General features: G+C 67.6%; 21 protein-coding genes and 1 pseudogene. 14 read left to right on the forward strand and 8 right to left on the reverse strand.

Going from position 1 to position 25,650, the window contains the following annotated elements:
- Positions 1 to 56 precede the first annotated feature (56 nt).
- From HDC96_RS03805 to cml, 3 genes are all read left to right on the forward strand, one after another.
- A complete protein-coding gene (locus tag HDC96_RS03805; RefSeq protein ID WP_179458807.1) occupies positions 57 to 713 on the forward strand; it encodes an SDR family oxidoreductase in 657 nt (218 codons plus the stop codon).
- A gap of 76 nt (positions 714 to 789) precedes the next feature.
- Positions 790 to 1,719: a M14 family metallocarboxypeptidase gene (locus tag HDC96_RS03810; RefSeq protein WP_179458808.1), complete on the forward strand. Its 930-nt coding sequence runs from the start codon at positions 790 to 792 to the stop codon at positions 1,717 to 1,719.
- Positions 1,720 to 1,868: 149 nt separating this feature from the next.
- Complete coding sequence (cml, locus tag HDC96_RS03815; RefSeq protein ID WP_179458809.1) at positions 1,869 to 3,068, forward strand: CmlA/FloR family chloramphenicol efflux MFS transporter; 1,200 nt, start codon at positions 1,869 to 1,871, stop codon at positions 3,066 to 3,068.
- A gap of 9 nt (positions 3,069 to 3,077) precedes the next feature.
- Here cml and HDC96_RS03820 read toward each other — a convergent pair whose 3' ends face one another.
- Entirely contained in the window at positions 3,078 to 3,941 is an 864-nt protein-coding gene (locus HDC96_RS03820; RefSeq protein WP_179458810.1) for a LysR family transcriptional regulator, read from the reverse strand.
- Positions 3,942 to 4,238: 297 nt separating this feature from the next.
- On the opposite strand from HDC96_RS03820, the gene HDC96_RS03825 reads away from it, so the two are divergent.
- On the forward strand, positions 4,239 to 4,610 hold the full coding sequence (locus HDC96_RS03825) for a multidrug efflux SMR transporter (protein WP_179458811.1): 372 nt from the start codon (positions 4,239 to 4,241) through the stop codon (positions 4,608 to 4,610).
- Positions 4,607 to 4,927, forward strand: a complete 321-nt coding sequence (locus tag HDC96_RS03830; RefSeq protein ID WP_179458812.1) for a multidrug efflux SMR transporter — start codon at positions 4,607 to 4,609, stop codon at positions 4,925 to 4,927. The genes HDC96_RS03825 and HDC96_RS03830 overlap by 4 nt, the downstream gene beginning before the upstream one ends.
- Before the next feature lie 6 nt (positions 4,928 to 4,933).
- On the opposite strand, the gene HDC96_RS03835 is transcribed toward HDC96_RS03830, so the two are convergent.
- Both HDC96_RS03835 and HDC96_RS03840 read right to left on the reverse strand, forming a co-directional pair.
- Complete coding sequence (locus HDC96_RS03835) at positions 4,934 to 5,758, reverse strand: isocitrate lyase/phosphoenolpyruvate mutase family protein (RefSeq protein ID WP_179458813.1); 825 nt, start codon at positions 5,756 to 5,758, stop codon at positions 4,934 to 4,936.
- Positions 5,759 to 5,874: 116 nt separating this feature from the next.
- The gene (locus HDC96_RS03840; RefSeq protein ID WP_179458814.1) at positions 5,875 to 6,783 is read right to left on the reverse strand and encodes a LysR family transcriptional regulator; all 909 of its coding nucleotides are present in this window, start codon (positions 6,781 to 6,783) and stop codon (positions 5,875 to 5,877) included.
- Positions 6,784 to 6,884: 101 nt separating this feature from the next.
- Between HDC96_RS03840 and HDC96_RS03845 the strand changes: the two genes are divergently transcribed.
- Positions 6,885 to 7,646 (forward strand): SDR family oxidoreductase, encoded by a 762-nt coding sequence (locus tag HDC96_RS03845; RefSeq protein WP_179458815.1) that lies wholly within the window; start codon positions 6,885 to 6,887, stop codon positions 7,644 to 7,646.
- Positions 7,647 to 7,844: 198 nt separating this feature from the next.
- Entirely contained in the window at positions 7,845 to 8,156 is a 312-nt protein-coding gene (locus HDC96_RS03850) for a DUF3817 domain-containing protein (protein ID WP_257018580.1), read from the forward strand.
- A gap of 710 nt (positions 8,157 to 8,866) precedes the next feature.
- Here the strand turns inward: HDC96_RS03850 and HDC96_RS03855 are convergent.
- The 4 genes and pseudogenes from HDC96_RS03855 to HDC96_RS03870 form a co-directional block, all read right to left on the reverse strand.
- A complete protein-coding gene (locus tag HDC96_RS03855) occupies positions 8,867 to 9,190 on the reverse strand; it encodes a thioredoxin family protein (protein ID WP_176988796.1) in 324 nt (107 codons plus the stop codon).
- Positions 9,184 to 9,648, reverse strand: a complete 465-nt coding sequence (locus HDC96_RS03860; protein ID WP_179458817.1) for a flavodoxin — start codon at positions 9,646 to 9,648, stop codon at positions 9,184 to 9,186. Before HDC96_RS03860 ends, HDC96_RS03855 begins: the two co-directional genes overlap by 7 nt.
- 13 nt (positions 9,649 to 9,661) lie before the next feature.
- The gene (locus HDC96_RS03865; RefSeq protein ID WP_179458818.1) at positions 9,662 to 10,702 is read right to left on the reverse strand and encodes a ribonucleotide-diphosphate reductase subunit beta; all 1,041 of its coding nucleotides are present in this window, start codon (positions 10,700 to 10,702) and stop codon (positions 9,662 to 9,664) included.
- A 93-nt stretch (positions 10,703 to 10,795) separates the two neighbouring features.
- Positions 10,796 to 13,099: pseudogene (locus HDC96_RS03870) on the reverse strand (ribonucleoside-diphosphate reductase subunit alpha); the annotation flags it as partial.
- A 504-nt stretch (positions 13,100 to 13,603) separates the two neighbouring features.
- Here HDC96_RS03870 and HDC96_RS03875 point away from each other — a divergent pair.
- Genes HDC96_RS03875 through HDC96_RS03905 form a run of 7 tightly spaced genes read left to right on the forward strand, consistent with a single transcriptional unit; the run spans position 13,604 to position 23,205 of the window.
- Entirely contained in the window at positions 13,604 to 14,803 is a 1,200-nt protein-coding gene (locus HDC96_RS03875; protein WP_179458820.1) for an MFS transporter, read from the forward strand.
- Positions 14,800 to 15,978, forward strand: coding sequence for an isochorismate synthase (locus HDC96_RS03880; RefSeq protein ID WP_179458821.1), 1,179 nt, complete (start codon positions 14,800 to 14,802; stop codon positions 15,976 to 15,978). The genes HDC96_RS03875 and HDC96_RS03880 overlap by 4 nt, the downstream gene beginning before the upstream one ends.
- Positions 15,979 to 15,994: 16 nt before the next feature.
- Positions 15,995 to 17,647, forward strand: a complete 1,653-nt coding sequence (locus tag HDC96_RS03885; RefSeq protein WP_179458822.1) for an AMP-binding protein — start codon at positions 15,995 to 15,997, stop codon at positions 17,645 to 17,647.
- Complete coding sequence (locus HDC96_RS03890; protein ID WP_179458823.1) at positions 17,647 to 18,282, forward strand: isochorismatase family protein; 636 nt, start codon at positions 17,647 to 17,649, stop codon at positions 18,280 to 18,282. Before HDC96_RS03885 ends, HDC96_RS03890 begins: the two co-directional genes overlap by 1 nt.
- Complete coding sequence (locus tag HDC96_RS03895) at positions 18,279 to 18,530, forward strand: phosphopantetheine-binding protein (RefSeq protein ID WP_176988803.1); 252 nt, start codon at positions 18,279 to 18,281, stop codon at positions 18,528 to 18,530. The genes HDC96_RS03890 and HDC96_RS03895 overlap by 4 nt, the downstream gene beginning before the upstream one ends.
- Complete coding sequence (locus tag HDC96_RS03900) at positions 18,527 to 22,438, forward strand: non-ribosomal peptide synthetase (RefSeq protein ID WP_179458824.1); 3,912 nt, start codon at positions 18,527 to 18,529, stop codon at positions 22,436 to 22,438. The genes HDC96_RS03895 and HDC96_RS03900 overlap by 4 nt, the downstream gene beginning before the upstream one ends.
- Positions 22,435 to 23,205 carry a 2,3-dihydro-2,3-dihydroxybenzoate dehydrogenase gene (locus tag HDC96_RS03905; RefSeq protein ID WP_179458825.1) on the forward strand — a complete coding sequence of 257 codons (771 nt, stop codon included), beginning with the start codon at positions 22,435 to 22,437 and terminating at the stop codon, positions 23,203 to 23,205. The genes HDC96_RS03900 and HDC96_RS03905 overlap by 4 nt, the downstream gene beginning before the upstream one ends.
- 156 nt (positions 23,206 to 23,361) lie before the next feature.
- Here the strand turns inward: HDC96_RS03905 and HDC96_RS03910 are convergent, their stop codons facing one another.
- Entirely contained in the window at positions 23,362 to 25,641 is a 2,280-nt protein-coding gene (locus HDC96_RS03910) for an autotransporter outer membrane beta-barrel domain-containing protein (protein WP_179458826.1), read from the reverse strand.
- Between the last annotated feature and the right edge of the window lie 9 nt (positions 25,642 to 25,650).

Here is a 25,650-nt window from a genome sequence, read left to right on the forward strand (position 1 = left end):
GTCGTGTCACATCCGCCTGCGTACCCTTGCAGGCCGATTGAAACAGGAGAACCGTCTTGAGCACTGTCTTCATCGTCGGCGCGGCCGGCAAGGTCGGCCGTCACCTGGTCAAGCAGCTGACCGACAAACAGCATCGCGTGCTCGCACTGCATCGCCGCGCCGGGCAGGGCGCTGAACTGGAGGCACTGGGCGCTACGCCGGTCACCGGTGATCTCACCGCCACCGACGTGGCTGCACTGGCCGCACAGATGGCCGGCAGTGACGTGGTGGTGTTCACCGCCGGTGCGGGTGGCGCAGGCGTGGAAGTGACCAACGCCATCGATGGCCGCGGCCTGGAACTTGCCGTCGATGCCGCCCGGCAGGCCGGCGTGCGTCGCTTCCTGCTGGTCTCGGCATTCCCGGAAGCGGGCCGCAACAAGGGTATGGGCGAGGGCTTCGAGAATTACATGACGGTCAAGAAGCGCGCCGATGTGTATCTGGCCGCCACCGATCTGGGCTGGGTGATCCTGCGCCCGGGCACGTTGAGCGATGCGCCGGGCACGGGCCGCGTCAGCGCCGGTCCGGCGATTGCGTACGGCGATATCCCACGCGCCGATGTGGCTGCCACGCTGGTCGCGCTGGTCGAGCACCCCGAGGTGCGCCGCACGATCATCGAGCTGACCGAAGGCGACCGGCCGGTGGAGGACGCTGTCGCGCAGCTTGCCCGGACGTAAGCGGGCAGCCCGGCGCGGCGAGGCTGAAGGCGATGGTAAAATCGCCGTTCCACACCGCAACACAGACGAGCACGCCATGAACGACGCCTCCTTCTATTCCATCGGCACCCCCGGCCAGCCGTGGGGCGCGGCGGAGAAGGCGCAGTGGCGTGCCCGCCAGGTGCCGCAGCGGCGCTATGCCGAGGACGTGCTGCCAGCGGTCGACGCGCTGCGCGATGCGTTCGATGTGAGCCAGTACGGCACGCTGGACTACGCGCCGGACCAGTACCCGCTGTTCGCGGTGCGCAGCCGCGACTGGAATCCGGCGCTGCCGACGATGCTGGTCACCGGCGGCATCCATGGCTACGAAACCAGCGGCGTGCAGGGCGCACTGCAGTTCCTGCAGACCCGTGCAGCGGAGTATGCCGGCCGCGCCAATCTGCTGGTGGTGCCCTGCGTCAGCCCCTGGGGCTACGAGCGCATCCAGCGCTGGAACGCCGATGCGATCGATCCGAACCGCTCGTTCATGGCCAACAGCCCGGCGGCCGAATCCGCAGCGCTGATGGCCCTGGTCGCGCCGCTGCGCGGCAGCATCGCGATGCATATCGACCTGCACGAAACCACCGACACGGATGAGACCGAATTCCGCCCGGCCCTGGCCGCACGCGACGGCAAACCGTTTGAGCCGGGCCTGATCCCCGATGGTTTCTATCTGGTCGATGACAGCGAGAACCCGCAGCCCGCGTTCCAGACCGCGGTCAATGCGGCGGTCGAGCGGGTGACCCATATTGCCCCGGCCGACGACAAGGGCGAGATCATCGGCTCGCAGGTGGTTGCGCCGGGGGTGATCGAGTATCCGCTGGAGAAACTGGGCCTGTGCGCCAGTGTCAGTGGCGCAAGGTATACCACCACCACCGAGGTGTACCCGGACAGCCCGCGTGCCACCCCGCAGCAGTGCAACGACGCCCAGGTGGCGGCGATCTGCGCGGCGATCGATTACGCTATCGCGCATCCAGTCGGCCGCTGATCCGGCCTGGGAGTAACTGCATGGGAAACGCCAAGTCCTCGGACGAGTAAGCCGCAACAACCCTGGTCGTTGTTGCGGCGCTCTGTCGAACGGCATTGCCTGATAGGACAGACGCTGCGCTGTGTTCTTCACTGCGCGGAGGTCTACGCATGTCTGCTCGAAATCCTGTCTGGACCCACTCCCTGCCTGCAGCGCTCTGGCTGATGGCACCGTTCGATATCCTGGCCTCGCTGGCGATGGATATCTATCTCCCCGTCGTACCCCAGATGCCAAGGGTGCTCGGCACCACGCCGGCAGTCATCCAGCTCACCTTGAGTGTCTACATGGTGCTGCTGGGCGTGGGGCAACTGCTGTTCGGTCCGCTCGCGGACCGGCTCGGCCGGCGCCCGGTCCTGCTCGGAGGAGGAGCGCTGTTCGCAGTCGCCTCGATCGGCATGGCCGCCTCCTCGGACGTGCCGATGTTCATCACGTTCCGCGTGCTGCAGGCCCTGGGTGCCTCGGCGATGCTGGTCGCGACCTTTGCCACCGTGCGCGACGTCTACGCCCATCGTGAAGAAGGGACGACGATCTACGCCGTGTTCAGCGCGATGCTTGCCTTCGTCCCGGCGTTGGGACCGATTCTCGGCGCGTTGCTTGCCGGGGGGTGGGGCTGGCGCGCGATTTTCATCGCTCTGGGGCTGGTTGCGTCACTTGCGCTGGCGAATGCAGCTCGTGGCTGGCATGAAACCCGCCCCATCCGGGCCGATGCGTCGCCGCGACATGTCGGGCGGGTGCTGCGCAGCCTGCGGTTCTGGACCTACACGCTCGGCTTCAGTGCCGCGATGGGCACGTTCTTCGTGTTCTTCTCCACCGCGCCGCGCGTCCTCATCGAGCGCGCGGGCTACGCACCGCTGGCCTTCAGCCTGACGTTCGCCACAGTGGCGTTGGTGATGGTGATCACCACCCGCTGGGTCCGTCGTGGCGTGATGCGCTGGGGCGAGGGCGGCTGCCTGGCGCGTGGCATGGGACTGCTGGTCATGGGGGCGGTCCTGCTCGTCGCGGGACAGTGGTTGGATCGGCCGTCATTCGTGACGTTCATCCTGCCGATGTGGGTGTCGGCCGTCGGCATCGTGGTCACCGTGGCGGTGACCGCCAATGGAGCGTTGAAGGCGTTCGACGACATGGCGGGCCTGGCTGTCGCGGTGTACTTCTGCGTGGAGAGCCTGCTGGTGGGTGTAGCCGGCACCGCGGTGGTGCTGGTGTTGCCCGGGGACACGGCGTGGCCGCTGATCGTATTCCCGCTGGGGATGGCCGTCGTCGTGCTGCTCGCCCTGGCGGCGTTGCAGCGCAGGGAGCAGCCCGCGTCCTGAGGGGGCGCGTCAGGGGGTCGGCAGCAGGAAGTGATCCAGCAGCCACAGCGCCGCCGGCCCCAGCGGCGTGCCCTTTTGCCATACCGCATCGGTGGAGACCAGCCGCGGCCAGCCGGGCAGCGGCAGCTCAACCAGCATGCCCCGGCCATAGCGCGTCACCAGCGAGCGCGGCAACGCCGCCCAGCCGAACCCGTCCTCGGCCATCTCCAGCACCATCAGGTAATCCGACGCCGACCAGGTGCGGCCGCGTGCGTGGCCCTCGCGTGCGGCATCGCCGCTCAGGCAGATCTGGCGGTGGCTGGCCAGATGCGATTCGTCGGGCGCAGGCAGCGCCGCCAGCGGGTGGCCGGTGGCGACGAAGATGGCCATGTCCGCGCGCAGGGGCAGGGCACGCACGGCCAGTTCGGACGGGTAGGCCGGCTGATGCGGGATCAGCCCGAGATGGGCGCGCCCCCGTTTCACCACGTCGAGCACATCGCTGCCTTCGGCATCCAGCCATTCCAGCTCGATATCCGGGAAGCGCTGCTCGAACCGACGCAGCAGATGCTGGTCGGGGTTGAGCTGGTAGATGTCCGAGAACACCAGGCTCAGGCGCGGTTCGACCTCGTCGGCCAGCCGGATGCTGAGCTGCTCCAGGCGATCGGCGGCGGCGAGGATTTCCTGCGCATGGCCCAGCACTTTGCGGCCGTCTTCGGTCAGGACCGGATAGCGGCTGCTGCGGTCGAACAACGTGAGGCCCAGGTCGGCCTCCAGCGTGGCGATCGCGGTGCTGATGGTCGATTGGGTCTTCTTCAGGCGGCGGGCGGCGGCGGAGAACGAGCCGAGTGCGGCGGCTTCGACGAAGGCGTGCAGGGATTCGGGGCCGTAACGCATGGATGTATCGCCTTTGTCGATGGATTCCATCTTTGGAGTGATGGAAAAGGCGATGATAATGGGCGCGTCGCTTGGGTACCATGGTCCGGCCCGCGTGTACCGACCAACGGTCGGTACCTACCGGTGCGGTGCCGATGCGGTCGGTACCTGCACGATGCGGTGCCGATGCGGTGCCGACCTGGTGTCGGCCGCCATGTCACCCGGCCCGCTGCGACGCACGTGCATCCGCCATCCCGGCCGATGCCCCGGTGTCCGACGTTCCGTCGGTGTGCGCCGGCCGCAATCAAGGAGCTTTCCATGCACACACAGGTGCATTCGCAACCCGGTGCCCGTGGCGGTCTGATCGCCTGGGCATGCCTGACCGCGGCGATCGTCGCCGAAGTGGTCGGTACCTCGTTCATGGCCGATGCCGCCCGTCATGGCGGCCACCTCGGCTATGTCGTCATGGCCGTGGCCCTGGCCATTTCGTACTACTTCCTGGCGCTGTCCGTGCGTGGCATCGCGGTCGGTGTGGCCTACGCGGTCTGGGAAGGCCTCGGCCTGACCCTGCTGACGCTGGTCGGCATGTTCGTGTTCAAGGACAGCCTCTCGGTGCAGCAGATGATCGGGCTGGTGATGGCGGCGGCCGGCATCGTCTGCGTCACCCTCGGCGAGGAGCACACGTCATGAATCTCACCGCGTTCCTGTTCGTGCTGTGCTCGGCGCTGATCGACATCGCCGCCAACATGATGGTCGCCAAGTCCGATGGCTTCCGTAAGCCGGCGTGGGGCGTCGCCGCGATCGGGCTGGTCTGGATTGCCTTCGCGTTGCTCGGCCAGGCGGTCAAGACCATGGACCTGGCCACGGCCTATGCGATGTGGGGCGCCATCGGGGTGACCGGCACCGCGCTCTGCGGGCGCGTGCTGTTCGGCAACCGCCTGCGCCCGATCGGCTGGGTGGGGATCGCGCTGGTCACGGGTGCGGTGGTGGTGCTGTCCAGCCACTGAGCCTGATCAGCGGAACAACTGATTCAACACCGCCCCGGAGGCCGCGTCGGCGAACCCGTCGAAGCGGCCTTCGTCCATCAGCAACTGCGAGGCGCGCATCATCCCGGCCCAGGCGGTGCGCGCCATCGCACCGCCCACGCTGACCCGGCGCACGCCCATGCCGGCGATGTCCTGCAGGGTGAAGGGCAGTGCGCTGCCGACCAGCAGGTTGACCGGACGCGGCGCCACCGCAGCCACGACGGCCTCGATCTGTTCGCGGGTGCTGATGCCCGGCGCGTACAGACAGTCCGCGCCGGCGTCGGCATAGGCCCGCAGGCGGGTGATCGCATCGTCCAGGTCGGGGCGGCCGACGAAGAAGTTCTCGGCGCGGCCGATCAGCAGCACGTCCTCACCGGAGGCGTCGATCGCACGGCGTGCGGCGCGTACCCGTGCGACGGCATCCTCCAGCGTGCGCAGCGGATGGGCGGGATCGGTGCTGGCGTCTTCGATGGAAATGCCCGCCACCCCGGTGGCGATGGCGCGGGTGACGTTGCGGCCGACATCCTCCAGCGTGCCGAAGCCATCGCCGAAATCGGCATTCAACGGGAGCGGGGTCGCGGCGGCCAGGCCGTGCAGGTGCGCGAGCGTTTCGTCCAGGGTCAGCGTGCCATCGGCCTGCGCCTGGCTCCACGCATAGCCGGAGCTGGTCGAGGCCAGCGCCTGGAAGCCGAGGCTGTGCAGATAGCGTGCGCTGCCGGCATCCCACGGATTGGGCAGCACGAAGCAGCCGTCCTCATGCAGTGCGCGGAAGGCAGCGCGGCGCGGGCGGGGATCGAAGGGCAGGGCCGTCATGGTGCGCATCCGGTGGGCAGTGGACCGATGGTAACGCCATCGTCCGGCACGCCCGTCGGGCCTTTTCCCACCGCGCGCACAGCCCCACCCGCACCAGCGTCACCGCCGTGCGCCGCTCATGCCATCGGCAACAGCTCCGGCCGGATCACCGCCGCCGCCCAGTCCATGAACGCGGCCACCCGGCGCGGCAGATGACGGCGCTGGGCATACAGCAGCGTGACCGGCATGGGCTCGGCCTTCACTCCGGTGAGAATCTCCACCAGCGTGCCCGCCGCCAAGGCCTGGCGCACGCCCAGCCGTGGCACCTGGATGATGCCCAGCCCGGCCAGCGCCGCCGCGCTGTATCCATCGCCGCTGTTGACCGTCACCGCGCCCCCCATCGGCAGGCTGCGATAGACCTCACCGTCGGGGTACTCGAAACCAGGCGAGCGCTGGCCGAGGGTGCCGACGTAGTGGATCAGGGCGTGGCCGGCCAGATCGTCCAGCGTCGTGGGTGTACCGCGCGCGGCCAGATACGCCGGGCTGGCGCAGTTGATGATCGGCAGCTGCCCGAGCGGGCGGGCGACCAGCGTGTTGTCATCCAGTGGGCCGACCCGCAGCACGCAGTCGAAGCCTTCGCGGATCAGATCGACCCGACGGTCGGTACCGCTCAGCTCGATCTCCACCCCCGGATGCCGGGCCAGGAACTCCGGCAGCTGCGGAATCACCAGTTGCCTGGCCAGCCCACTGGACATGTCCACCCGCAGGCGGCCCTTCAACTGGCTGGTATCGATCCGGAACATGCCCTGCAGATCGTCCATCTCGTGCAGCAGATCGTGCGCGCGCGCCTGGAACTGGGCGCCATCCGCGGTGAGCTGCACCCGGCGCGTGGTCCGGTGCAGCAGCTGCACGCCCACTTCCGCTTCCAGCCGTTGCACGGCCAAGGACACACTGGCTTTGGGCAGGCCGAGGCTGTCGGCCGCGCCGGTGAACGAGCCCAGTTCGGCGACCCGCAGGAAGCAGCGCAGTTGATCGAGGCGATCCATGGATTGTTCGCGAAGTATGGACAGTCAAATCAGCATCCGCTCATTTATGCCGCTCTGCAATGCCAATACGCTGGCCTCCCTTATCCAAGCAGGTGACTGACATGCACAACGCACGCCGAATCGTTCTGATCACCGGCGGCAGCCGTGGCCTCGGCCGCAATGCCGCCCTCGCGTTGGCCGCCGATGGCGCCGACATCGTGCTCACCTACCGCAGCCAGGCCGAGGCCGCCCAGGAGGTGGTCACCCGGATCGAGGCGCTGGGGCGTCGCGCCGCGGCCATTCCGCTGGACATGGCCGACAGCGCCGGGTTTGCTGCCTTCGCCGGCCAGGTCCGCACCGTGCTGGACGGGTGGGGCGAGACCCACCTGCAGGGGCTGCTCAACAACGCCGGCGAAGGGTTGCACGCGATGATTGCCGACACCACGGTCGCGCAGTTCGACGCGCTGGTCGCCGTGCATCTGAAGGGCCCGTACTTCCTGACCCAGGCGCTGTTGCCGCTGATCGCCGACGGCGGCCGCATCCTCAACGTCTCCAGCGGGCTGGCGCGTTTCTCCCTGCCGGGCAGCTCGGCCTACGCGATGATGAAGGGCGGCATCGAAGTGTTCACCCGCTACCTCGCTAAGGAGCTTGGCGCACGTGGCATCAGCGCCAACACACTCGCGCCGGGCGCGATCGAAACCGACTTCGGGGGTGGCCGCGTGCGCGACGATGCGCAGGTCAACGCGATGGTGTCCTCGGTCACCGCGATGGGCCGGCCGGGCAAGCCCGATGACATCGGCCCGGTGGCGGTGGCGTTGTTGTCGCCGCAGACTGCATGGGTCAACGCGCAGCGGGTGGAGGCATCGGGGGGCATGTTTGTCTGAGGGTCGTGTGGCGGCGCTGCGACCGGCGGCGCCGACATCGGTGGGTCACGCCCTGAACGGTGGGGCACGACCGTTGGTCGCGACGCCTTCATGCATGGCTGAGAATGATTCGCATCACTCGCCGTCACTGGCTATGATGCGGGTCCTTTCCGTTACGACCCCGAGCCCCTCTTGAAGCATGCGTCGCCAATCAGCCCCATGGGCCGCGTATTCGCCACGGTCGCCTTCGTTGAAGCCTTGACCTGGGCCGGCCTGTTGATCGGCATGTATCTCAAATATCACGCGGCCGATCCGACCCCGGTCGGGGTCAAGATCTTCGGGCCGGTGCACGGCGTGGCCTTCATGGTCTATGTCGTTGTGTCGGTGCTCGCCGCCATCCGTCTGCGCTGGCCCTGGTGGGCGGCACTGCTGGCGCTGGCCGCGGCGGTACCGCCGCTGGTCACGCTGCCGCTGGAATGGTGGTTCAAGCGTCGCGGGCTGTTGTCTGCGCCGATCGCACGGAATGGCTGACGACAGCATCGGGCCTCTATGTTCGCTGGCCATATGAAGTGAAGAAGGGAGTGTTGCCTGAATTGCAGGTACCGCTTCAATGGAAGTGCTGTGTCCCGGTCGCGGGTTTATATTATCGGAGTGGTTTGGACGTAGAGCTTGCCGATGAGCCAAGGCGTCCGATTGCGATTCAATATTGATAGGCAGCCGAGGTCGTCGCAGACCAAGGTTGGCCTGCGACGATTCCACGTGGCGAGTTCCCCCTACCTCCGAATGTCTGTAGCAAGTTGCGAGTGGTCTCTGCAGGCTTGCATGCAGTTCGCATACTCCTCCGTGCACTTTACCGGGTCTTCCCCTATTTTCAGACAGGTCTTGTAATCGTAATCGCATTGCTTCTCGCAGAACGGAGGTGCGCCATCCGCCACGTATGCTGTGAATACGGCTACCCCCGAGATGATAGCTGCGGTCAATAATTTGACCATCTGCATGGTATCTCTCCATCATGGGCCTGATCATTCAGGCATGCTGATAGTGGATGCAGGGCATTTCGATTTTTGCAACGCAACGCCCAATGTAAGTTTGGATCGAAAGATCTAATCGAATTAGAGCGTTTAAGAGGCTGCAATCCGTATATGCCGACAGTCCCAGCTTCTCACGGCGACGTTGCGCACTGGCGAGGCGCCAGCAAGCGGCGGCCGCGCCCCCTTAGCGAGTTCAGACGTGCATATGCGTCACCCAGCGCCGAGCACGCCAAGAATCTGCTTCGGCGACTGGAATCCCGCCAGCCGCGCGGTTTCGTGACCGTCGCGGACCACCAGCAATGTAGGGGTCTGCCGCAGCCCGAGCTCGCGGAACAATCCTTCTCCAACCGTTTCGAGTCTGACCTTCAGCAGGGTCATGCCAGCGTCTTGAATCGCGCCGGCAACGCTCGCCAGTGACATCTCCAGCATCCGGCATCCCGGGCAGTCGTCCTTGTGGAAGTCCACCAGCAGGGCGGGATGTTCGCGCAGGGCGGCGTGGTAATCCTCGGGGGTCTGGGCGTGCAGGGTCAGCATGTCGTCGTGCTCGTGGTGTGGGCCAACACGGTGTCGGTCCAGTGGTGGATGGCGTGGGTATCTTCGGCGCCGTGCGGCATCTGCTCGATTTCGAGTACCGGGCAGGACGAGCTGAAGAACCGCGCCAGCCGATGCGCGGCGCCGCAGTAGTACTCCTCGCCCCATTGGGTTTCGCCGGTGCCGAACACCGCCACCGGGAAGGGCAGCGGCAACCCGAAGCGGTCACGCAGCGCGGCGACGCAGTCCTTCATTTCCGCCGGGGTACGCCCGGCGTTGTCGGTCCAGGAACCGAGCAGGCACAGCGTGGGTGCCGCGTCCGTCAGCACGGCGGCCACGTCGCCGGCATCGACGTCGAGCCAGTCCACGTGATGCCCCAGCGCTTCGCAGCGCGCCCGGATCAGCGTCGCCACCTCCCGGGTGTTGCCGCTCAGCGAGGCGAAAGCCAGCAGGATGTGCATCTTCCCGGACCCCTTACAGATCGTCGAACCCATTGTCCGAATTGGTCTTCTTGTAGCTGGCGTTGCGCATCTCGAAAAAGTCGGTCTTGGTCTCGGTGAAGTTGTCGGCGTACGCCTTGATCCACGGCATCACGTTGACGTTGGTCTCGCTGTACAGCTTCTCGATGCCGAGCATGCCGGCCATCTTGTTGGCGCGGTACTTCACGTAGCGGATCATCTCGTCCACGTCGATGCCGTCGATGCCGTCGAGCACTTCACCGGTCCAGCGCGTCTCCAGCTGGATGGCGTGCTCGAAGGCTTCATGCACATACGCGGTCAGCTGCTCGCCCTGCAGGGCCGGGTTCTCGCCGATGATGGCGCGGATCAGCTCGCTGATGAACTTGGTGTGGGCCAGCTCGTCGCGGTTGATGAAGCTGATGATCTTGCCGGTGCCGGTCATGCGGTTCTGGCGGACCAGGTTGTAGAAGAACGCGAACCCGGAATAGAAGTTGATGCCTTCCAGGATCGAGGACTGGATCAGCGCACGGATCAGTGTCTCGGCGGTCTTCTCGCGCATGAAGTCGTCGTAGGACTGCATGATCGGCGCGTTGCGGGCGAGGATGGTGGGGTGGGTGCGGGCGATCTCGAAGACGCGGTTCTGGTCGGCGAGGCCGGCGATCGACGCCAGCACGTAGCTGTAGCTCTCGTTGTGGATCACCTCCTGCTGGCCGATGATCGCGGCGTTGGCGTGCGCGGCGGGATCGGTGATGTACTCGGCGACGTTGTAGATGAAGCGCGTCTGCGGCGAGTCCAGCGTGGCGAGCAGGCCGATGATGGAGTCGTAGGCGTTCTTCTCGCGGGCATTGAGCTCACCGTACTGGCGCGCGTCGCCCTTCATGTCGACTTCGTCGGGAATCCAGAAGTTGGTCGAGAGCTCCTTGTACGCCCGGTAGAAGGACGGGTAGGGGATGTCGTTCCAGTTGAGGATGCCGCTGGTGCGGCCGTTGATGATGCCGGTGGAGCGGTTGGGGTGGCGCGGTTCGAGGATCTTGATGCGTTCGAGGGTGATGGCCATGGGGGGTCCTTGGTTCTATGCGATTGCATGGGTTGGCGGGGTTGCCGGCCAGCGGCCGGCACTACCGGTCAAGGGGCTGACGACCAACGGTCGTCAGCTACCACACCATTCGCACTCCGAAATATCGATGTCGTTCGAGCGCACGTAATAGGTCGTCTTCAGGCCTTCGCGCCAGGCACTCATGTGCAGCGCGAGCAGGGTGCTGGCGCGGATGGTGCTGGGCACGTAGAGGTTGAAGCTGATCGACTGGTCCACGTGGCGCTGGCGGCGGGCGTTCTGGCGGATGCTGGCGAACTGGTCGACCCGGTACGCGCCTTTCTCGTAGTACGGGTAGGTGTCCAGCGAGAGCCCCGGTGCGGCGACCGGGCGGCGGAAGTCCTTCTTTTCTTCGTAGTAGAACGCGCCGTAGACCGGGTCGATCGAGGCCGTGGAGCCGGCGATCTGGGCGGTGCTCATGTTCGGGGCAACCGCCATCAGCCAGCCATTGCGCAGGCCGTTGACGCCCACCTGCGCCGCCAGTTCCCGCCAGGCCGGGCTGTCGTAGCCACGTGCGCGGAAGTACTCGCCGTTCTGCCAGTCGCTGCCGACGAAGGCGCGGTAGCGGCCCTTTTCCTTGGCCAACGTCATGCTCGCCTGGATGGTCAGGTAGTTGATGCGCTCGTACAGGCTGTCCGCATAGTCCTCGGCCTGGGTCGAGTTCCACTCGATCTGCTGCAGGGCCAGCAGGTGATGCCAGCCGAACGTGCCCAGGCCGATCGCGCGGTACTTGCGGTTGGTGATGGTCGCCTGCGGCACCGGCAGCTGGTTGAGGTCGATCACGTTGTCCAGCATCCGCACCTGGATCGGCACCAGGCGCTCCAGCACGTCGCTGCTCAGCAGGTCCGGGGCGGCCGTCACCGCGCGGCCCAGGTTGATCGAGGACAGATTGCACACCACGAAATCGCCGGCCTGCTTGGTCGTTACGATCTGGTCGCCGCTGATCATCTCCTGGATCATGCGGGTGGGGCTCATGTTCTGCAGGATCTCGGTGCACAGGTTGCTGGAGTAGATGCTGCCGGCATGCTTGTTCGGGTTCATCCGGTTCACTTCGTCCCGGTAGAACATGAAGGGATTGCCGGTTTCCAGCTGGCTGACCATGATCCGCTTGAACAGGTCGATGGCCTTGATCGTGCGCCGGCTGATGCGCTCGTCGGCCACCACCTCCTCGTACTTCTCGCGGAAGCTGCCCTGGCCGCGCTGCTCATCGTGGAAGTCCTGCAGGTACCAGCCCTTGATCCGCTTCACCTCATACGGATCGAACAGATACCAGTCACCCCGCCGCTCCACAGCCTCCATGAACAGGTCCGGCAGGCATACCGAGGTGAACACATCGTGCGCGCGCAGGCGCTGGTCGCCGTTGTTCAGGCGCAGATCGAGGAAGGCTTCGATGTCGCGGTGCCAGACATCCAGGTACACCGCGATCGCGCCCTTGCGCTGGCCCAGCTGATCCACGCTCACCGCGGTGTTGTTGAGCTGCTTGATCCACGGCACCACGCCGCCGGAGGAATTGGCCACGCCGCGGATCGAAGAACCGGCGGAGCGCACATAGCCCAGGTAGGCACCCACGCCACCGCCGTGCTTGGAGACGCGCGCCACGTCGGTGTTGGAGTCGTAGATGCCCTGCAGGCTGTCGTCCACCGTATCGATGAAGCACGACGACAGCTGGCCGCCCACCTTGCCGGCATTGGCAAGCGTCGGCGTCGCCACCGTCATGTACAGGTGGGACAGCGCCCAGTACGCCTCGCGCACCAGCAGCATGCGCCGCCGCCGCGAGCGCTCGCCGTGCTCGTGCTCGTGCTGCATCAGGTACAGCGCGATGGTCAGCCAGCGTTCCTGCGGCAGCTCGTACACCGCACGCGAGTGGTCGGTGGCGAGATAGCGGGTGGCGAGCAGGTACAGGCCGTTGTAGGCGAACAGGGTGTCGCGCTCGGGCTCGATCATCTGCCCGGCTTCCTCCAGTTCGTCCTTGGAATAGGCCTTGAGGATGTCGATCGAGTACACGTTACGGTCGGCCAGGCTCTCCTGCAGACCCACGTAGGAGCCGTACTTCAGCGTGGCATCGTAGAAGCGGTTCTTGCTGGCGCGCTTGTACAGGCGGCGCAGGTAGAGGCGGGCGGCGAAGTGTTCCCAGTCCGGCGCGGTGAGATCGATGCGCGATTCCGCCTCGCGGATCAGCAGGTCCACCATCTCATCGGCGCTGAGCTGCTGCCGGCGCGCGATCTGCCCGAGCACGCTGCGCAGGTAGTCCGCCACGTCCAGCTGCGGAAACTCGGCGTGCACGCTGTGTACGGTCCGTTCGAGCCGCCCCTGGTCGAACGGCATGCGCCGGTTGCCGCCTTCCTTGGTGATCCACAGCGTTTCATTGACAGTGGCCGCATCAAAGACGGTATCGGTGGGCGGGGTGAGGGTCGAGGCGACGGTGTCGTCGATGTTCATGCGATCTCCTTGCATGGCGCAGTGCCCAGCAGGCGGCGCGGCAGAGCCGAGCGGCAGCCGGACAGTAGGCGTGATGGGTGGGCAGGCCCTGCGTGTGCAGGAATACGTCGCCAGAGGCTCACATCGGTGGCGACGGGCCTTGCTTCCAGGCGCCGGTCAGGTGGTACGACGGGGCGTTCAAGCGCAACGCGGCGTCGTGACGGTGCACCGGGCCTGGCGGAAGCGGGGAGCCGATGGACACAACATAGTGGGGTGCGAGTGGATCGTCAACCGAAGATGTAGTGCTTTTTTGTCGCAGGGCACCAAGGTGGACATGAATATCTCATAAGGCCCGCCCTATCAAACGCAAATGCGAGCCGTTATCATTTAATCGATCACAGGGCGGTGATGCGTTGTGGTTCAACTTCTTATTGGCTGTGGTGTTCAATGTCTTCACGTCCCGTCGTTTCCGGTTTGCCCGCCCTCGTATCCGCCGCCCTGCTCGGCACCATGGCGATGATGGCGTTCGTGTCCGTGATCGGCCCGGTGGTGCGGGTGCTGGGTCTGGCCGAGTGGCACGCCGGCCTGTCGGTCACCGCGGCGGGGGTGTTGTGGATGCTCTCGGCACGCCGCTGGGGCGCGCTCAGCGATCGCATCGGCCGCAAGCGCGTGCTGCTGATCGCACTGGCGGCCTATGCCGTGATCTACGTGGCGCTGGCGGTGTTCGTCGATGTGGCGCTGACCTCACCGCCGGCGATCTGGATGTCCGTGCTGGTCCTGGTCGGCACGCGCGCCCTGGTCGGGTTGTTCTACGCCGCCGTGCCGCCGACCGCCGCCGCCATCGTCGCCGACCAGGCCGCCCCGGGGCAGCGCGGCAGCGTGATGGCCAAACTCGGCACCGCCAATGCGCTGGGCATGGTGCTCGGTCCGGCCGCCGCGGGTTGGATCGCCTACCAGAGTCTCTCGCTCACGCTGTATGTGGCCGCGTTGTTGCCGTTGCTGTCGCTGCTGATGATCTGGTGGCGGCTGCCGAATACACCCCCGGTCGCGCCGACGCACACAGGCCCCAAGCCCACGCTCGGGCTGGGCGATGCACGTCTGCGCCTGCCGTTGCTGGCGGTGTTCGCCGCGATGATCTCGGTGACCATCGCGCAGGTGACGGTCGGCTTCTTCGCGATCGACCGCCTGCGCCTGTCGCCGGCAGACGGTGCGCGCATGGCCGGGCTGGCCCTGACCGCGGTCGGCGTAGGCCTGATCTTCGCGCAGGGCCTGGTGATGAAGCTCAAGGACATCCGCCCGACGCGCTGGATCCTGGTCGGCGCACTGATCTCCGGGTTGGGCTTCGCGTCGGTCGCGCTGGTCAGCGTGCCGTGGCAGCTGCTGGCCAGCTATGCGATCGCGGCGTTCGGCATGGGCTTCGTGTTCCCCAATTTCCAGGCGCTGGCTGCCGATTCAGTGGAGGCGCACGAGCAGGGCGCGGCCGCTGGCACGGTGGCGTCGGTGCAGGGCATGGGCATGGTGGTCGGGCCAATGATCGGCACGCTGCTGTACCGCTGGTCGCCGAGCGCGCCGTACCTGCTGGTCGGCGTGGTGCTGCTGATCCTGGCCATCTCCGCAGCGGTGCACCGTGAGCGGGGTGCGGCATGAACGAGATGCTTGCCACCGGCGTGGCCGAGGAGATGACCGACGCCACCGCCATCGACGCCGCCGATGCGCCGTACTTCCTGCTGCGCAGCCCGCAGCAGGCGATGGAAGCGCAGGGTGTGCGTGCGCGGCTGCCGTCCGGCGCGGCCGCCACGCTGGCCGGGCGCGTCGCTGCGTTCTTCGCCGCGCCGCGCTCCGGCCCGCGCTTGCTGGTGGGTGCGGTGCCGTTCGATCCCGAGCAGGGCGATGCGCTGTATCAGCCGGACCAGGTGTCCGGCCAGCCCACGGTGGTCCGTGTGGAAACGCCAACGCTGGTCGGTGATGTGGTCGCTGAACCGTCTGCGGATGCGTATGCGCAGGCAGTGGCAACGGCCGTCACCGAACTGCAGCACAGCGACAGTCCGCTGAAGAAAGTCGTGCTCGCCCGCAGCCTGCGCGTCACCACCGCGCAGCCGCTGCATCCGCGCGTGCTGGCCGCGCGCCTGGGCAAGGATCCCAGCGTGGCCACCTACGTGGTGCCGGTGCCTGCCGCGGGCGCGGCCGACCCGGCCTGGCTGGTCGGCGCCACCCCGGAGCTGCTGGTCTCCAAGCGCGGTGACCGCGTGCTGTCGCACCCTCTGGCAGGTTCGGCCCGTCGTTCGGCCGATCCCGCCGAGGATGCGCGCGCCGCCGAAACGCTGCTGGCCTCGGCCAAGGATCATGACGAGCACCGCCACGTGGTCGAGGCCATCGTCGCCGCGCTCGCGCCGCTGTGCCACCACGTCGAAGCGCAGCCGCGCCCGACGCTGCATGCCACCGCGACCATGTGGCACCTCGGTACCCGCATCCATGGCACGTTGAGGGACGCCTCGGTGTCCTCGGCCGCCCTGGTCGCCTTGCTGCATCCCACCCCGGCGGTGTGCGGTACGCCGCGCCAGCAGGCGCTGGAACTGATCCGCCAGGCCGAACCGGTGGCGCGGGGTTTCTATGCCGGCGCCGTCGGTTGGACCGACGCCCAGGGCGATGGCGACTGGTACGTGGCGATCCGCTGCGCACGGGTGCAGGGCACGGAAGTGCGTCTGTATGCCGGGGCCGGCATCGTCGCGGACTCACACCCCGATCTCGAGGTGGCCGAAACAGCCGCCAAGTTCATGGCCCTGCTGACCGCGCTCGGCGTCCATGACGTTCGTTCTTTCTGATATGCGGGAGTTGTCCATGAACGCATCCTTCTCTTCCTCCCGGGTGCCGCTGCGCCAGGTCTGGCCACCGGCGCTGGTCGCGCGCTACCGCGCTGCCGGGCACTGGCGTGGCGAGACCTTCCCGGGTTTCCTGCGCGAGCGCGCCGAGCGCTTCGCCGGTGACATCGCCGTCGTCGGTGGTGACACGCGCCTGACCTATGCGCAGCTGTGGCAGGAGGCCGGCCGCATCGGTGCCGGTCTGCTGGCCCAGGGACTGGCACCGGGTGACCGGGTGGTGGTCCAGCTCGGCAACGTGCCCGAGTTCGTCACCGTGGTCTGCGGCCTGTTCCGTGCCGGCCTGATTCCCGTGTATGCGCTGCCTGCGCACCGCATCACCGAAGTCACGCATTTCGCGCGCAAGGCCGAAGCCAGTGCGTACATTGCGGCCGCGAACCATGACGGCTTCGATTACCGCACCCTGGCGCGCGAGCTGCAGGCGCAGCTGCCGGACGTGCAGCACGTCATCATCGCCGGTGATGCGGCCGGGTTCACCGCCCTAGACTCGCTGGCCGGTGACCTGGAACAGCTGCCGGCCGATCCGGACCCGCAGTCGGTCGCGTTCCTGCAGATTTCCGGCGGCAGCACCGGCCTGTCCAAGCTGATCCCGCGCACGCACGATGACTATCTGTATTCGTTCCGCGCCAGCAACGCGATCTGCGGCATCACGCGGGACAGCGTCTATCTGGTCGCGCTGCCGGCTGCGCACAACTTCCCGATGAGCTCGCCCGGGTTCTTCGGCACGCTGTACGCCGGGGGGCGCGTGGTGCTCAGCCCCGGTGCGGGCCCGGACGCCGCGTTTCCCCTGATCGCGCGCGAGCGGGTCACCTGTGTCGGCGTGGTGCCGCCGCTGGCGCTGCTGTGGGCCCAGGCCGCCGCGACCACAGCCCACGATCTCTCCAGCCTGCAGGTGGTGCAGGTCGGCGGCGCCAAGCTGGTGCCGGAAGCTGCGCGCCGTGTCATCGCCGGGCTGGGCTGCACCCTGCAGCAGGTGTTCGGCATGGCCGAGGGTCTGGTCAACTACACGCGCCTGCACGACAGCGACGAGCTCATCGTCTCCACCCAGGGGCGCCCGATCAGCGAAGACGACGAGGTGCTGGTGGTCGATGACCACGGCAACCCGGTCGCAGAGGGTGAAACCGGCCATCTGCTCACCCGCGGCCCCTATACCATCCGTGGTTACCACAACGATCCGGCCGCCAATGCGCGTGCCTTCACCGAAGATGGCTTCTACCGCACCGGCGACATGGTCCAGCGGCTGCCGGGTGGCTATCTGGTGGTGCAGGGCAGGGCCAGCGACCACATCAACCGCGCCGGCGAGAAGATCTCCGCGGAAGAAATCGAGGACCACCTGCTGGCGCACCCGAGTGTGTTCGATGCCGCCGTGGTCTCGATCCCCGATGACTATCTGGGTGAGCGCAGCTGCGCCTTCATCATTGCCCAGGGCGAGCCGACCAAGGCCGCCAGCCTCAAAGCCTGGGTCCGCAGCCGCGGCCTGGCCGCGTTCAAAGTGCCGGACCAGATCGTGTTCGTCGATGCCTTCGGCACCACCGCGGTCGGCAAGATCAGCCGTCGCGAACTGCGTGCCCGGCTGCGCGAACGTTTCATGCAACAGACAGGAGAAATGCGCTGATGGCGCTGCCCAAGATCCAACCGTATCCGCTGCCCACCCAGGCCGAGCTGCCGACCCCACGCGGCGCCTGGCAACCGGACACCGCGCGCGTGGCGCTGCTGGTGCATGACATGCAGCGCTACTTCCTGGCCGCCTTCGCGCCGGATGCGGCACCGCTGGCCCCGGCCGTCGCCAACATCGTGCGCCTGCTCACGCACTGCCGTGCGCGGGGCATCCCGGTGTTCTACACCGCCCAGCGCGGCAACCAGGACCGGCGTGACCGTGGCCTGCAGGCCGATCTGTGGGGCCCGGGCATGTCCGCCACCGAAGAACACGAAGCCATCATTGAGGCCGTGGCCCCGGTGGCGGGCGACCATGTCCTGGTCAAACACCGCTACAGCGCATTCCAGCGCAGCAATCTGGAGACGATGATGCGCGCCCGTGGCCGCGACCAGCTGCTGGTCACCGGCGTGTACGCGCATATCGGCTGCACCGCCACGGTCGCCGAAGGCTTCCAGCGCGACATCGAGAGCTTCATCGCCGCCGACGCGGTCGCCGATTTCTCGCGCGCCGACCATGACCTGGCCCTGCACTGGATCGCCCGCACCTGTGGCGTGCCGATGACCACTGATCACCTGCTGGAGACGCTGGCATGACCGCACTGACCCTGGAGCGCATGCGCGCCGATGTCGCTGGGATGCTCGGCGAAGCCCCCGAGGACATCCAGGACGACGAGAACCTGATGGACCTGGGGCTGGATTCGATGCGCGTGCTCGGTCTGGTGCTGGCCTGGGGCAATACCGGCATCCCGCTGGAATTCAGTCATCTGGCCGAACACGCCACGCTGGGCGGCTGGTGGACCGTGGTGCAGCGGCTGCAGGCCGAGGCGGCGGCCAGCGCATGAATGCCCGTGCGGTGCCGGGCGCGGCCGGGCCCATCGTCCGCGGGCTGAGCGAGGCCCAGGCAGGCCTGTGGTATGCGCAGCGGCTGGCGCCGGACAACCCCGCGTTCAACACCGCCCACGCCGTGTGGATCGAGGGGGCGCTGGATGTCGCGGCTTTCGTGCGTGCCGCCGATCAGGCCGCGCAGGAAGCGGAGGCGCTGGCCCTGCGCATCGTCGAGGACGCGCAGGGCGTGCCCGGCCAGTGGATGGACCCGCAGCACACGCCGACGTTGCAGGTGCTGGATCTGTCCGATCAGCCGGACCCCGCCGCCGCCGCGCGCGAGGCCATGCAGCGCGACCGGCTCAGCCCGGTCGATCCCGCCCGCGATCGGCTCAGCCAACAGCGTCTGTTCCTGCTCGGCCCGGCGCGCAGCGTCTGGTACCTGCGCGTGCACCACCTGGCCACTGATGGCTACGGCATGGGCCTGCTGACCGAGCGCGTCTGCGCGCTGTATGCAGGGCATCCGCAGCAGGCTGCGCTGGCACCGTTGCTGCCCGTGCTGGATGAAGACGCCCAGTACCGTGACAGCGAGCGCCGCACCCGCGATGCCGCTTACTGGCGCGAGGCCATGGCCGACGCGCCGGCCGCCACCGGGCTGCAGGCGGGCGTGGCGCCGGCCGCAGCGGATGCGCTGCGAAACGTGCAGCCGATCGACACCGCCCTGCGCGAGCGCCTGCACACGGCAGCAGCCGCGATCGGCCAGCCCTGGCCGGACCTGTTGACCGCGCTTGGCGCGGAGTACTGCCGCCGGATCAATGGTGAAGCAGAAGCGGTGATCGGCGTGCCCTTCATGGGCCGCCTCGGCAGCGTCTCCGCCCGCGTCCCCGCGATGGTGATGAACGTCCTGCCGCTGCGGGTCGCGGCCACGCACGACAGCGTGGATGCGTATGTGCGCGATATCGCCATGCGCCTGATGCGTGGCCGGCGCCATGGTCGCTACCGGGGTGAGCAGCTGCGGCGCGACCTCGGCCTGATCGGCGGCCAGCGTCGCCTGCAGGGTCCGCTGGTCAATGTGCAGCCGTTTTATCGGCCGCTGCAGCTGGCTGGCGTCACTGCGACGCTCGACGTGCTTTCCACCGGGCCAGTCGATGACGTCACGCTGGGCTTCCGCGGGGATGGCACGGCCGTGCTCGATCTGGAGATCGAGGCCAATCCCACGCTGTACACCCCCACAGAGGTGCAGGCGCATGCCGCGCGCCTGCTGCATTTCGTGTCGGCCGCGCTGGACGTACAGGCCACCGGCGGCACGATCAGCTCGGTGCCGCTGTGCACGCCCGCCGAAGCGCAGCGCTATCTGCATGACATCAATCCCACGGCGCATCCGCTGCCCGAGCTCAGCCTGGCCGCGCTGATCAGCGCACGGATGGCAGCGACGCCGGCGGCCACCGCGGTGGTGTTCGGCGCGGATCGCCTGAGCTTCGCCGAGCTGGAGCAGCGCAGCCGTGCGCTGGCCGTGCAGCTGCAGGCGCAGGGCGTGGGCCGTGAGGCGAGGGTGGTGGTGGCGCTGCCGCGCTCGCTGGAGCTGATCATCGCCCTGGTCGCGGTGCTGCGTGCCGGCGGCGCCTACCTGCCGGTGGACCTGGCCCATCCGGACGAGCGCCTGGCCCGGATCCTGCGCTCGGCGCAGCCGGTCTGCGTGCTGGCGCTGGCGCAGGATCGCGCGCGGTTCCCGGGCACACCCGTGCTGGACCCTACCCAGTGGCAGCGTCACAGTGACGCCGCACTGACCACCGTGCCGCAGCCGAACGATGCGGCCTATGTCATCTACACCTCCGGCTCGACCGGCGAGCCGAAGGGCGTGCTGATCGAGCACCGCGCCATCGTCAACCGGCTGGAGTGGATGCGCGAGCATTACGCGATCCAGCCCGACGACCGCATCCTGCAGAAAACCCCGGCCACTTTCGATGTCTCGGTGTGGGAGTTCTTCCTGCCGCTGATCAGTGGCGCCACCCTCGTCGTCGCCCCGCCCGAAGCGCACCGCGATCCGCTGGCGTTGGCCGCACTGATCCGCCAGCACGCGATCACCACCCTGCATTTCGTGCCGTCGATGCTGGCCGCGTTCCTGGCGGCCCCGGCCGCGAGCGGGCTGCAGCTGCGCCGCGTGTTCACCAGCGGCGAGGCACTGGACGCCGCGCTGCGTGACCGCTTCCATGCCACGGTCCAGGCCGAGCTGCACAATCTGTATGGCCCCACCGAGGCGGCCGTGGATGTGAGCTTCTGGCCAGCCAGCCAAGACGACACTTCCGCGCCGGTGCCGATCGGCCATCCGGTCTGGAACACCCGCCTGTACGTGCTCGACGACTGCATGCAACCGCTGCCGCCCGGCGTCGCCGGCGATCTGTATCTCGGCGGGGTGCAGCTGGCACGCGGCTATCTGGGGCGCGACGATCTGACCGCCGAGCGCTTCCTGCCCGATCCGTTCGTTGCCGGGGGACGCCTGTATCGCACCGGCGACGTGGCGCGCTGGCGCGAAGACGGGGCAGTGGAGTATCTCGGCCGCAGCGATCACCAGATCAAGCTGCGCGGCCTGCGCATCGAACTCGGCGAAATCGACGCCGCACTGCGTTCGGCACCGGGCGTCACCCGTACGGAAGTGTTGCTGCGCGAAGACCGTCCCGGCGAGCCGAGGCTGGTGGCCTACCTCAACGCGGGTGGCCCGTCGCTGGAGACGCTGCGCGCTCATCTGGCCAGCCGGCTGCCGGACTACATGGTGCCAGGGGCCTTCGTGGAACTGGACCACTGGCCGGTCACGACCAACGGCAAATTGGATCGCGCTGCGTTGCCCGCACCAGCGCAGGCGTCTGCCTCGGGCGTTGCGCCGAGCACCGCGACCGAGCAGGCGCTGGCCGCGCTGTTCGCCGAGACGTTGGGACTGAGCACACCGGTCAGCGCCGATGCCGACTTCTTCGCCCTGGGCGGCGACTCCCTCAGCGCCGTGCATCTGCTGCTGGCGATCCAGCAGCGGTGGCGCTGCGACCTCGGCCTGGGCGCGGTATTCGCGGCACCCACGGTCGCCGCGCTGGCAGCCCGTATCGATGCGCCGCCCACCGCCACCGATCATGGGCTGGCCCCGATGATCCGGCTGGCCCGTGGAGATGCGGCGCTCGCCCCGCTGTATGTGATCCATCCTGCCGGCGGCATCGCCTGGAACTACCGCGACCTGGCACGCGCACTCTCACCCGCGCGCGAGGTGCAGGGCCTGCAGTCGCCGGTGCTCGATCCGAGCCGGCCGCTGCCGGACAGCATCGAAGCGCTGGCGGCCGATTACGCGGAGCGCATCCTGGCATTGGGCCGGCCCGGGCCGGTGCATCTGCTCGGCTGGTCGGTCGGCGGCATTCTCGCCCAGGCCATGGCGGTGCACCTGCGTGGGCGCGGCCACGAGGTCGGCGTGCTGGCGCTGCTCGATGCCTATCCCAGCGAGTGCTGGCGGGCCGAACCCGAGCCGGACCCGATCGCCGCGCTGCGCGCCCTGCTCGCCATCGCCGGGCATGACCCCGATGCACATCCCGAGCTGGACAGCCGCGCACGCATCCTGGCCTTCCTGCGCCGCGGCGACAGCGCACTGGGCAACCTGCCGGATATCGTCCTCGATGGCGTGGTCCGGGCCGTCACCGGGACCAACCGCCTGATCCGCGCCCACCACCACACGCACTACGACGGCCTGCTGCTGCACGTGCGTGCCGGCCGCGACCATGTTGCCCGCCCGCAGCTGCAGTCCGCGTTGTGGCAGACCCATGCGGACCACGTAGAGGCGATCGAGCTTCCCTACCTGCACGCTGAACTCACCGGCCGCGATGCCGTGGCGCAGATTGCACCCTGGCTGGATGCGCATCTTCGGCGGCACGACCTACACAGGACATCGGCATGAAACTCACCGGATTCGACAGCACCATCGCACTGGTCACCGGCGCGGGCGGCGGCATCGGGGCGGCACTGGTCGAGCAGTTGCGCGACAGCGGATGCATCGTGATCGCGACCGACGTGGTGGCGCCCGTACCTGTGGCCGGGGCAGGGCAGTCGAGCGTGCACGCCAGAGCACTGGACGTGACCGACCCGGCCGCGGTGGATGCACTGGTGGCCGAGGTGGAGGCCGGGATCGGGCCGATCGGGTTCGGCATCAACGTCGCTGGCGTGCTGCAGACCGGCACCGTCGTCGACACCGACGACACGGAATGGCGCCGGGTATTCGCGGTCAACGCGGACGGCGTCTTCCATGTCTCCCGTGCGCTGGCGCGGGTGATGTCGCCGCGGCGCAGGGGCGCGATCGTCACGGTCAGCTCCAACGCCGCAGGCGTCCCGCGCCACGGCATGGCCGCCTACGCCGCCTCGAAGGCCGCTTCCACCATGTTCACCCGCTGCCTCGGCCTGGAGCTGGCGCCGCTGGGCATCCGCTGCAACATCGTCGCCCCGGGCTCGACCCTGACCCCGATGCAGACCGGCATGTGGGCGGACGAACAGGGCGCCGAGCGGGTGATCCAGGGCAGTCCGGAGACGTACAAGGCCGGCATACCGCTGCAGAAGCTGGCGAGCCCGGAAGACGTTGCCAACTCGGTGATGTTCCTGCTCTCCGACCAGGCCGGTCATATCGCGATGAGCGATCTCTACGTGGACGGGGGCGCCACGCTGCGGGGGTAGGTCCGAACCATGTTCGGATAGCGCGAGGGCAGACCGGAGAGCATCCGACGATGCGTCGGATCCACCCCCGCACCTTGCGCATCACCTGTGCGCGGGTGATGCACTCGCCAGGTGCCGACCGGCGACGACAGGAAGTCGTCGCCGGGGTGCGTGATTTTACCAGCTGGCCCGCAACCCGATCTGCCCAGCCACATCGCGATACCCGCCCTGGCCCTTCTGAAGACCCATGTCGCCCCACGCCGTCCAGCGCTGGCCCAGCTGCAGCGATGCGCCGGCCTTGGCTTCATATCGATCCTTCGGCAGGCCGCCTTCCAGACGATCACCGTCGAAGCGCAGGCTGTTGTCGTCGGCACCATGAATCCAGTTCACGGCCACGAACGGCTGTACGCGGTTGCCGATATCGCTGTTGGCATGACCGAAGAGGCGCACACCCACGCGGCTGGTCAGACCACCAGCATCACTGCCGTCGATCACCGTGCCGTTGGTCTCCACGTGATGGTCCGCGCTGAAATCGGTGTAGCTGAGCTGCAGCTGTGGCTCAAGGAACATCGCCGTGCTGCTGCTGTCGAGCAGCTTGAAGCTGTAACCGGCCTCGACCGATGCGGTTTTCGCATCACTGTCGTAGCGTTCTTTGGTGAGTGCATCACCCTGCACGGTGTTCTTGAACTGCGCGTACTGCGCCCACGCATCAACGTACAAACCGGTCGTCTGCGCCGGATCCTGCAGCCAGCTGGCATAGATGCCCACCGCCTGGCCTTCGACCTTGCCCTTGGCCGAATAGCCTGTCTCGCGCGAGGTCACCGTGTTGTTGGCCCGCCCGCCGCCCAGCATCACGCCGAACTGACCGCGGCTGTCCGCGCCCCAGCTGAGGAGGTCGGTACCCACCTGCAGCACCGAGGTGTCGCCGTTGACGGAGAGCTGATCGGCGATCACGCCATAGTCGGCCTGGTTGCGGCTGACGCGGGCCCAAGCGCCGCGATCGGACAGGCCTCGCGCGGTACCGCCGGTGCGATCGCTCAAACGCATGCCGAACATCTGTGTCGCAGCGGCCTGATTGGCCAAGTACGCACCGGGCTCCGGGCGCAGCACCGGAATCGGCGGCTGGCACTGGGGCAGGGCGGGATTCACCACGCACGGATCCGGATCCGGCGGCACCACGACCGGCGTGCACCCCGGCAGGGTCGGGTCGGCCAGGCACGGGTCCGGCACGACCGGAAGCTCGGACCGCAGATACCAGTTGCCCTCGGTCGGTGCCGCAGTGGTGCCCTGGTGCAGGAAGTACTCGTACTGCCCACCCACCGCACGGCCGGCAAGGGTGAACACGCCAGCGGAGGCGCCGCCCACCTGGATCAGCTGGATGCCGTTGACGGTCTGCGCGCCGGCGCCGCCGACATTGTTCACCGCCACGTTGGTCTGGCCGCTGGTGCTGCCACCGATGATCAGCTTGTCACTGGCCGAGGCGTCATCACCGAGCACGGCGTTGAACAGCAGCGTCCCACCGGCGCCGACATAGTCGCCGCTCACGGTGAGGGTGTTGAAGGCAGTGCCATCGCCCAGCGCGACGGTGCCACCGCCGCCGAGGGTCAGCGCACCCACATCCGAATCACCCGCAAGCTCCCAGCGGCCGCCACCGGCCAGCGCGGCCGAGGTGACGTTGTCGAACACACCGGTGATGCTGGCGTTGTTGCTGAGGTTGACGTGGGTCGTCGAGGTGGCGTCGTTGATGACATTGCCGGTCAGCGCACTGCTCTCGACGTTGAAGTTCGCGGTGGAGCCACCTTCCACTTCGAGTATGTTGCCATTGCCGCCAATTAAGCGGGCACCGTTGCGTGCATATATCGTGCTGTTGGTGGTCTCGCCGTCAAAGCGGACGGCAATGGCGCTGCCCGAGCCGCCCTCTACCAGCGCATTGTCAACGGTCAGGCTGCTATCCGTCTGCGAAGGAGCGCCTGCGGTCACCAAGGTCATGACTACGCCATTGCGGTCGCCCCTGACCTCGCTCTGGCCGGCCACGATGGCCGTGCCAGCAAGCACGGCAATGCCAACGCCGCCGCCTGACGCCCCGGTTGAGCCATCGTCCAGTCCTGCGACCTCGGTACGAACGAGATTGACCGCCCCGCCTCCCGCGACAGCGATGCCGTAGCCCGGGCTGGTGACGGTACTGTCTGCAACGCTGACGGAGGAGGTCGGCTGCGAACTGCCGGCGTCTGCCGCAGTAACGATGCCTGCAAACGATGCGGAGACGATGGAGGAGTTGCGGATGTCACCAACGGCATTGGTGAAGTAGACGCCGCCAGAAGCGCCATTGACTTCCGCGCCAACCAGATTGACCGTTCCCTCCGTTGCCTCAATCGTCAATGTCTGGCCGCCGGGCGTCACGTTGAGCGTGCCGTTGGGATTGACGACCCACAGCTCGGCCGCGTCCCCAGCGTTCACAGTGACCGT

It is taken from the genome of Stenotrophomonas sp. JAI102 (assembly GCF_013409105.1).
GTDB classification, from domain to species: Bacteria; Pseudomonadota; Gammaproteobacteria; order Xanthomonadales; family Xanthomonadaceae; genus Stenotrophomonas; species Stenotrophomonas maltophilia_AA.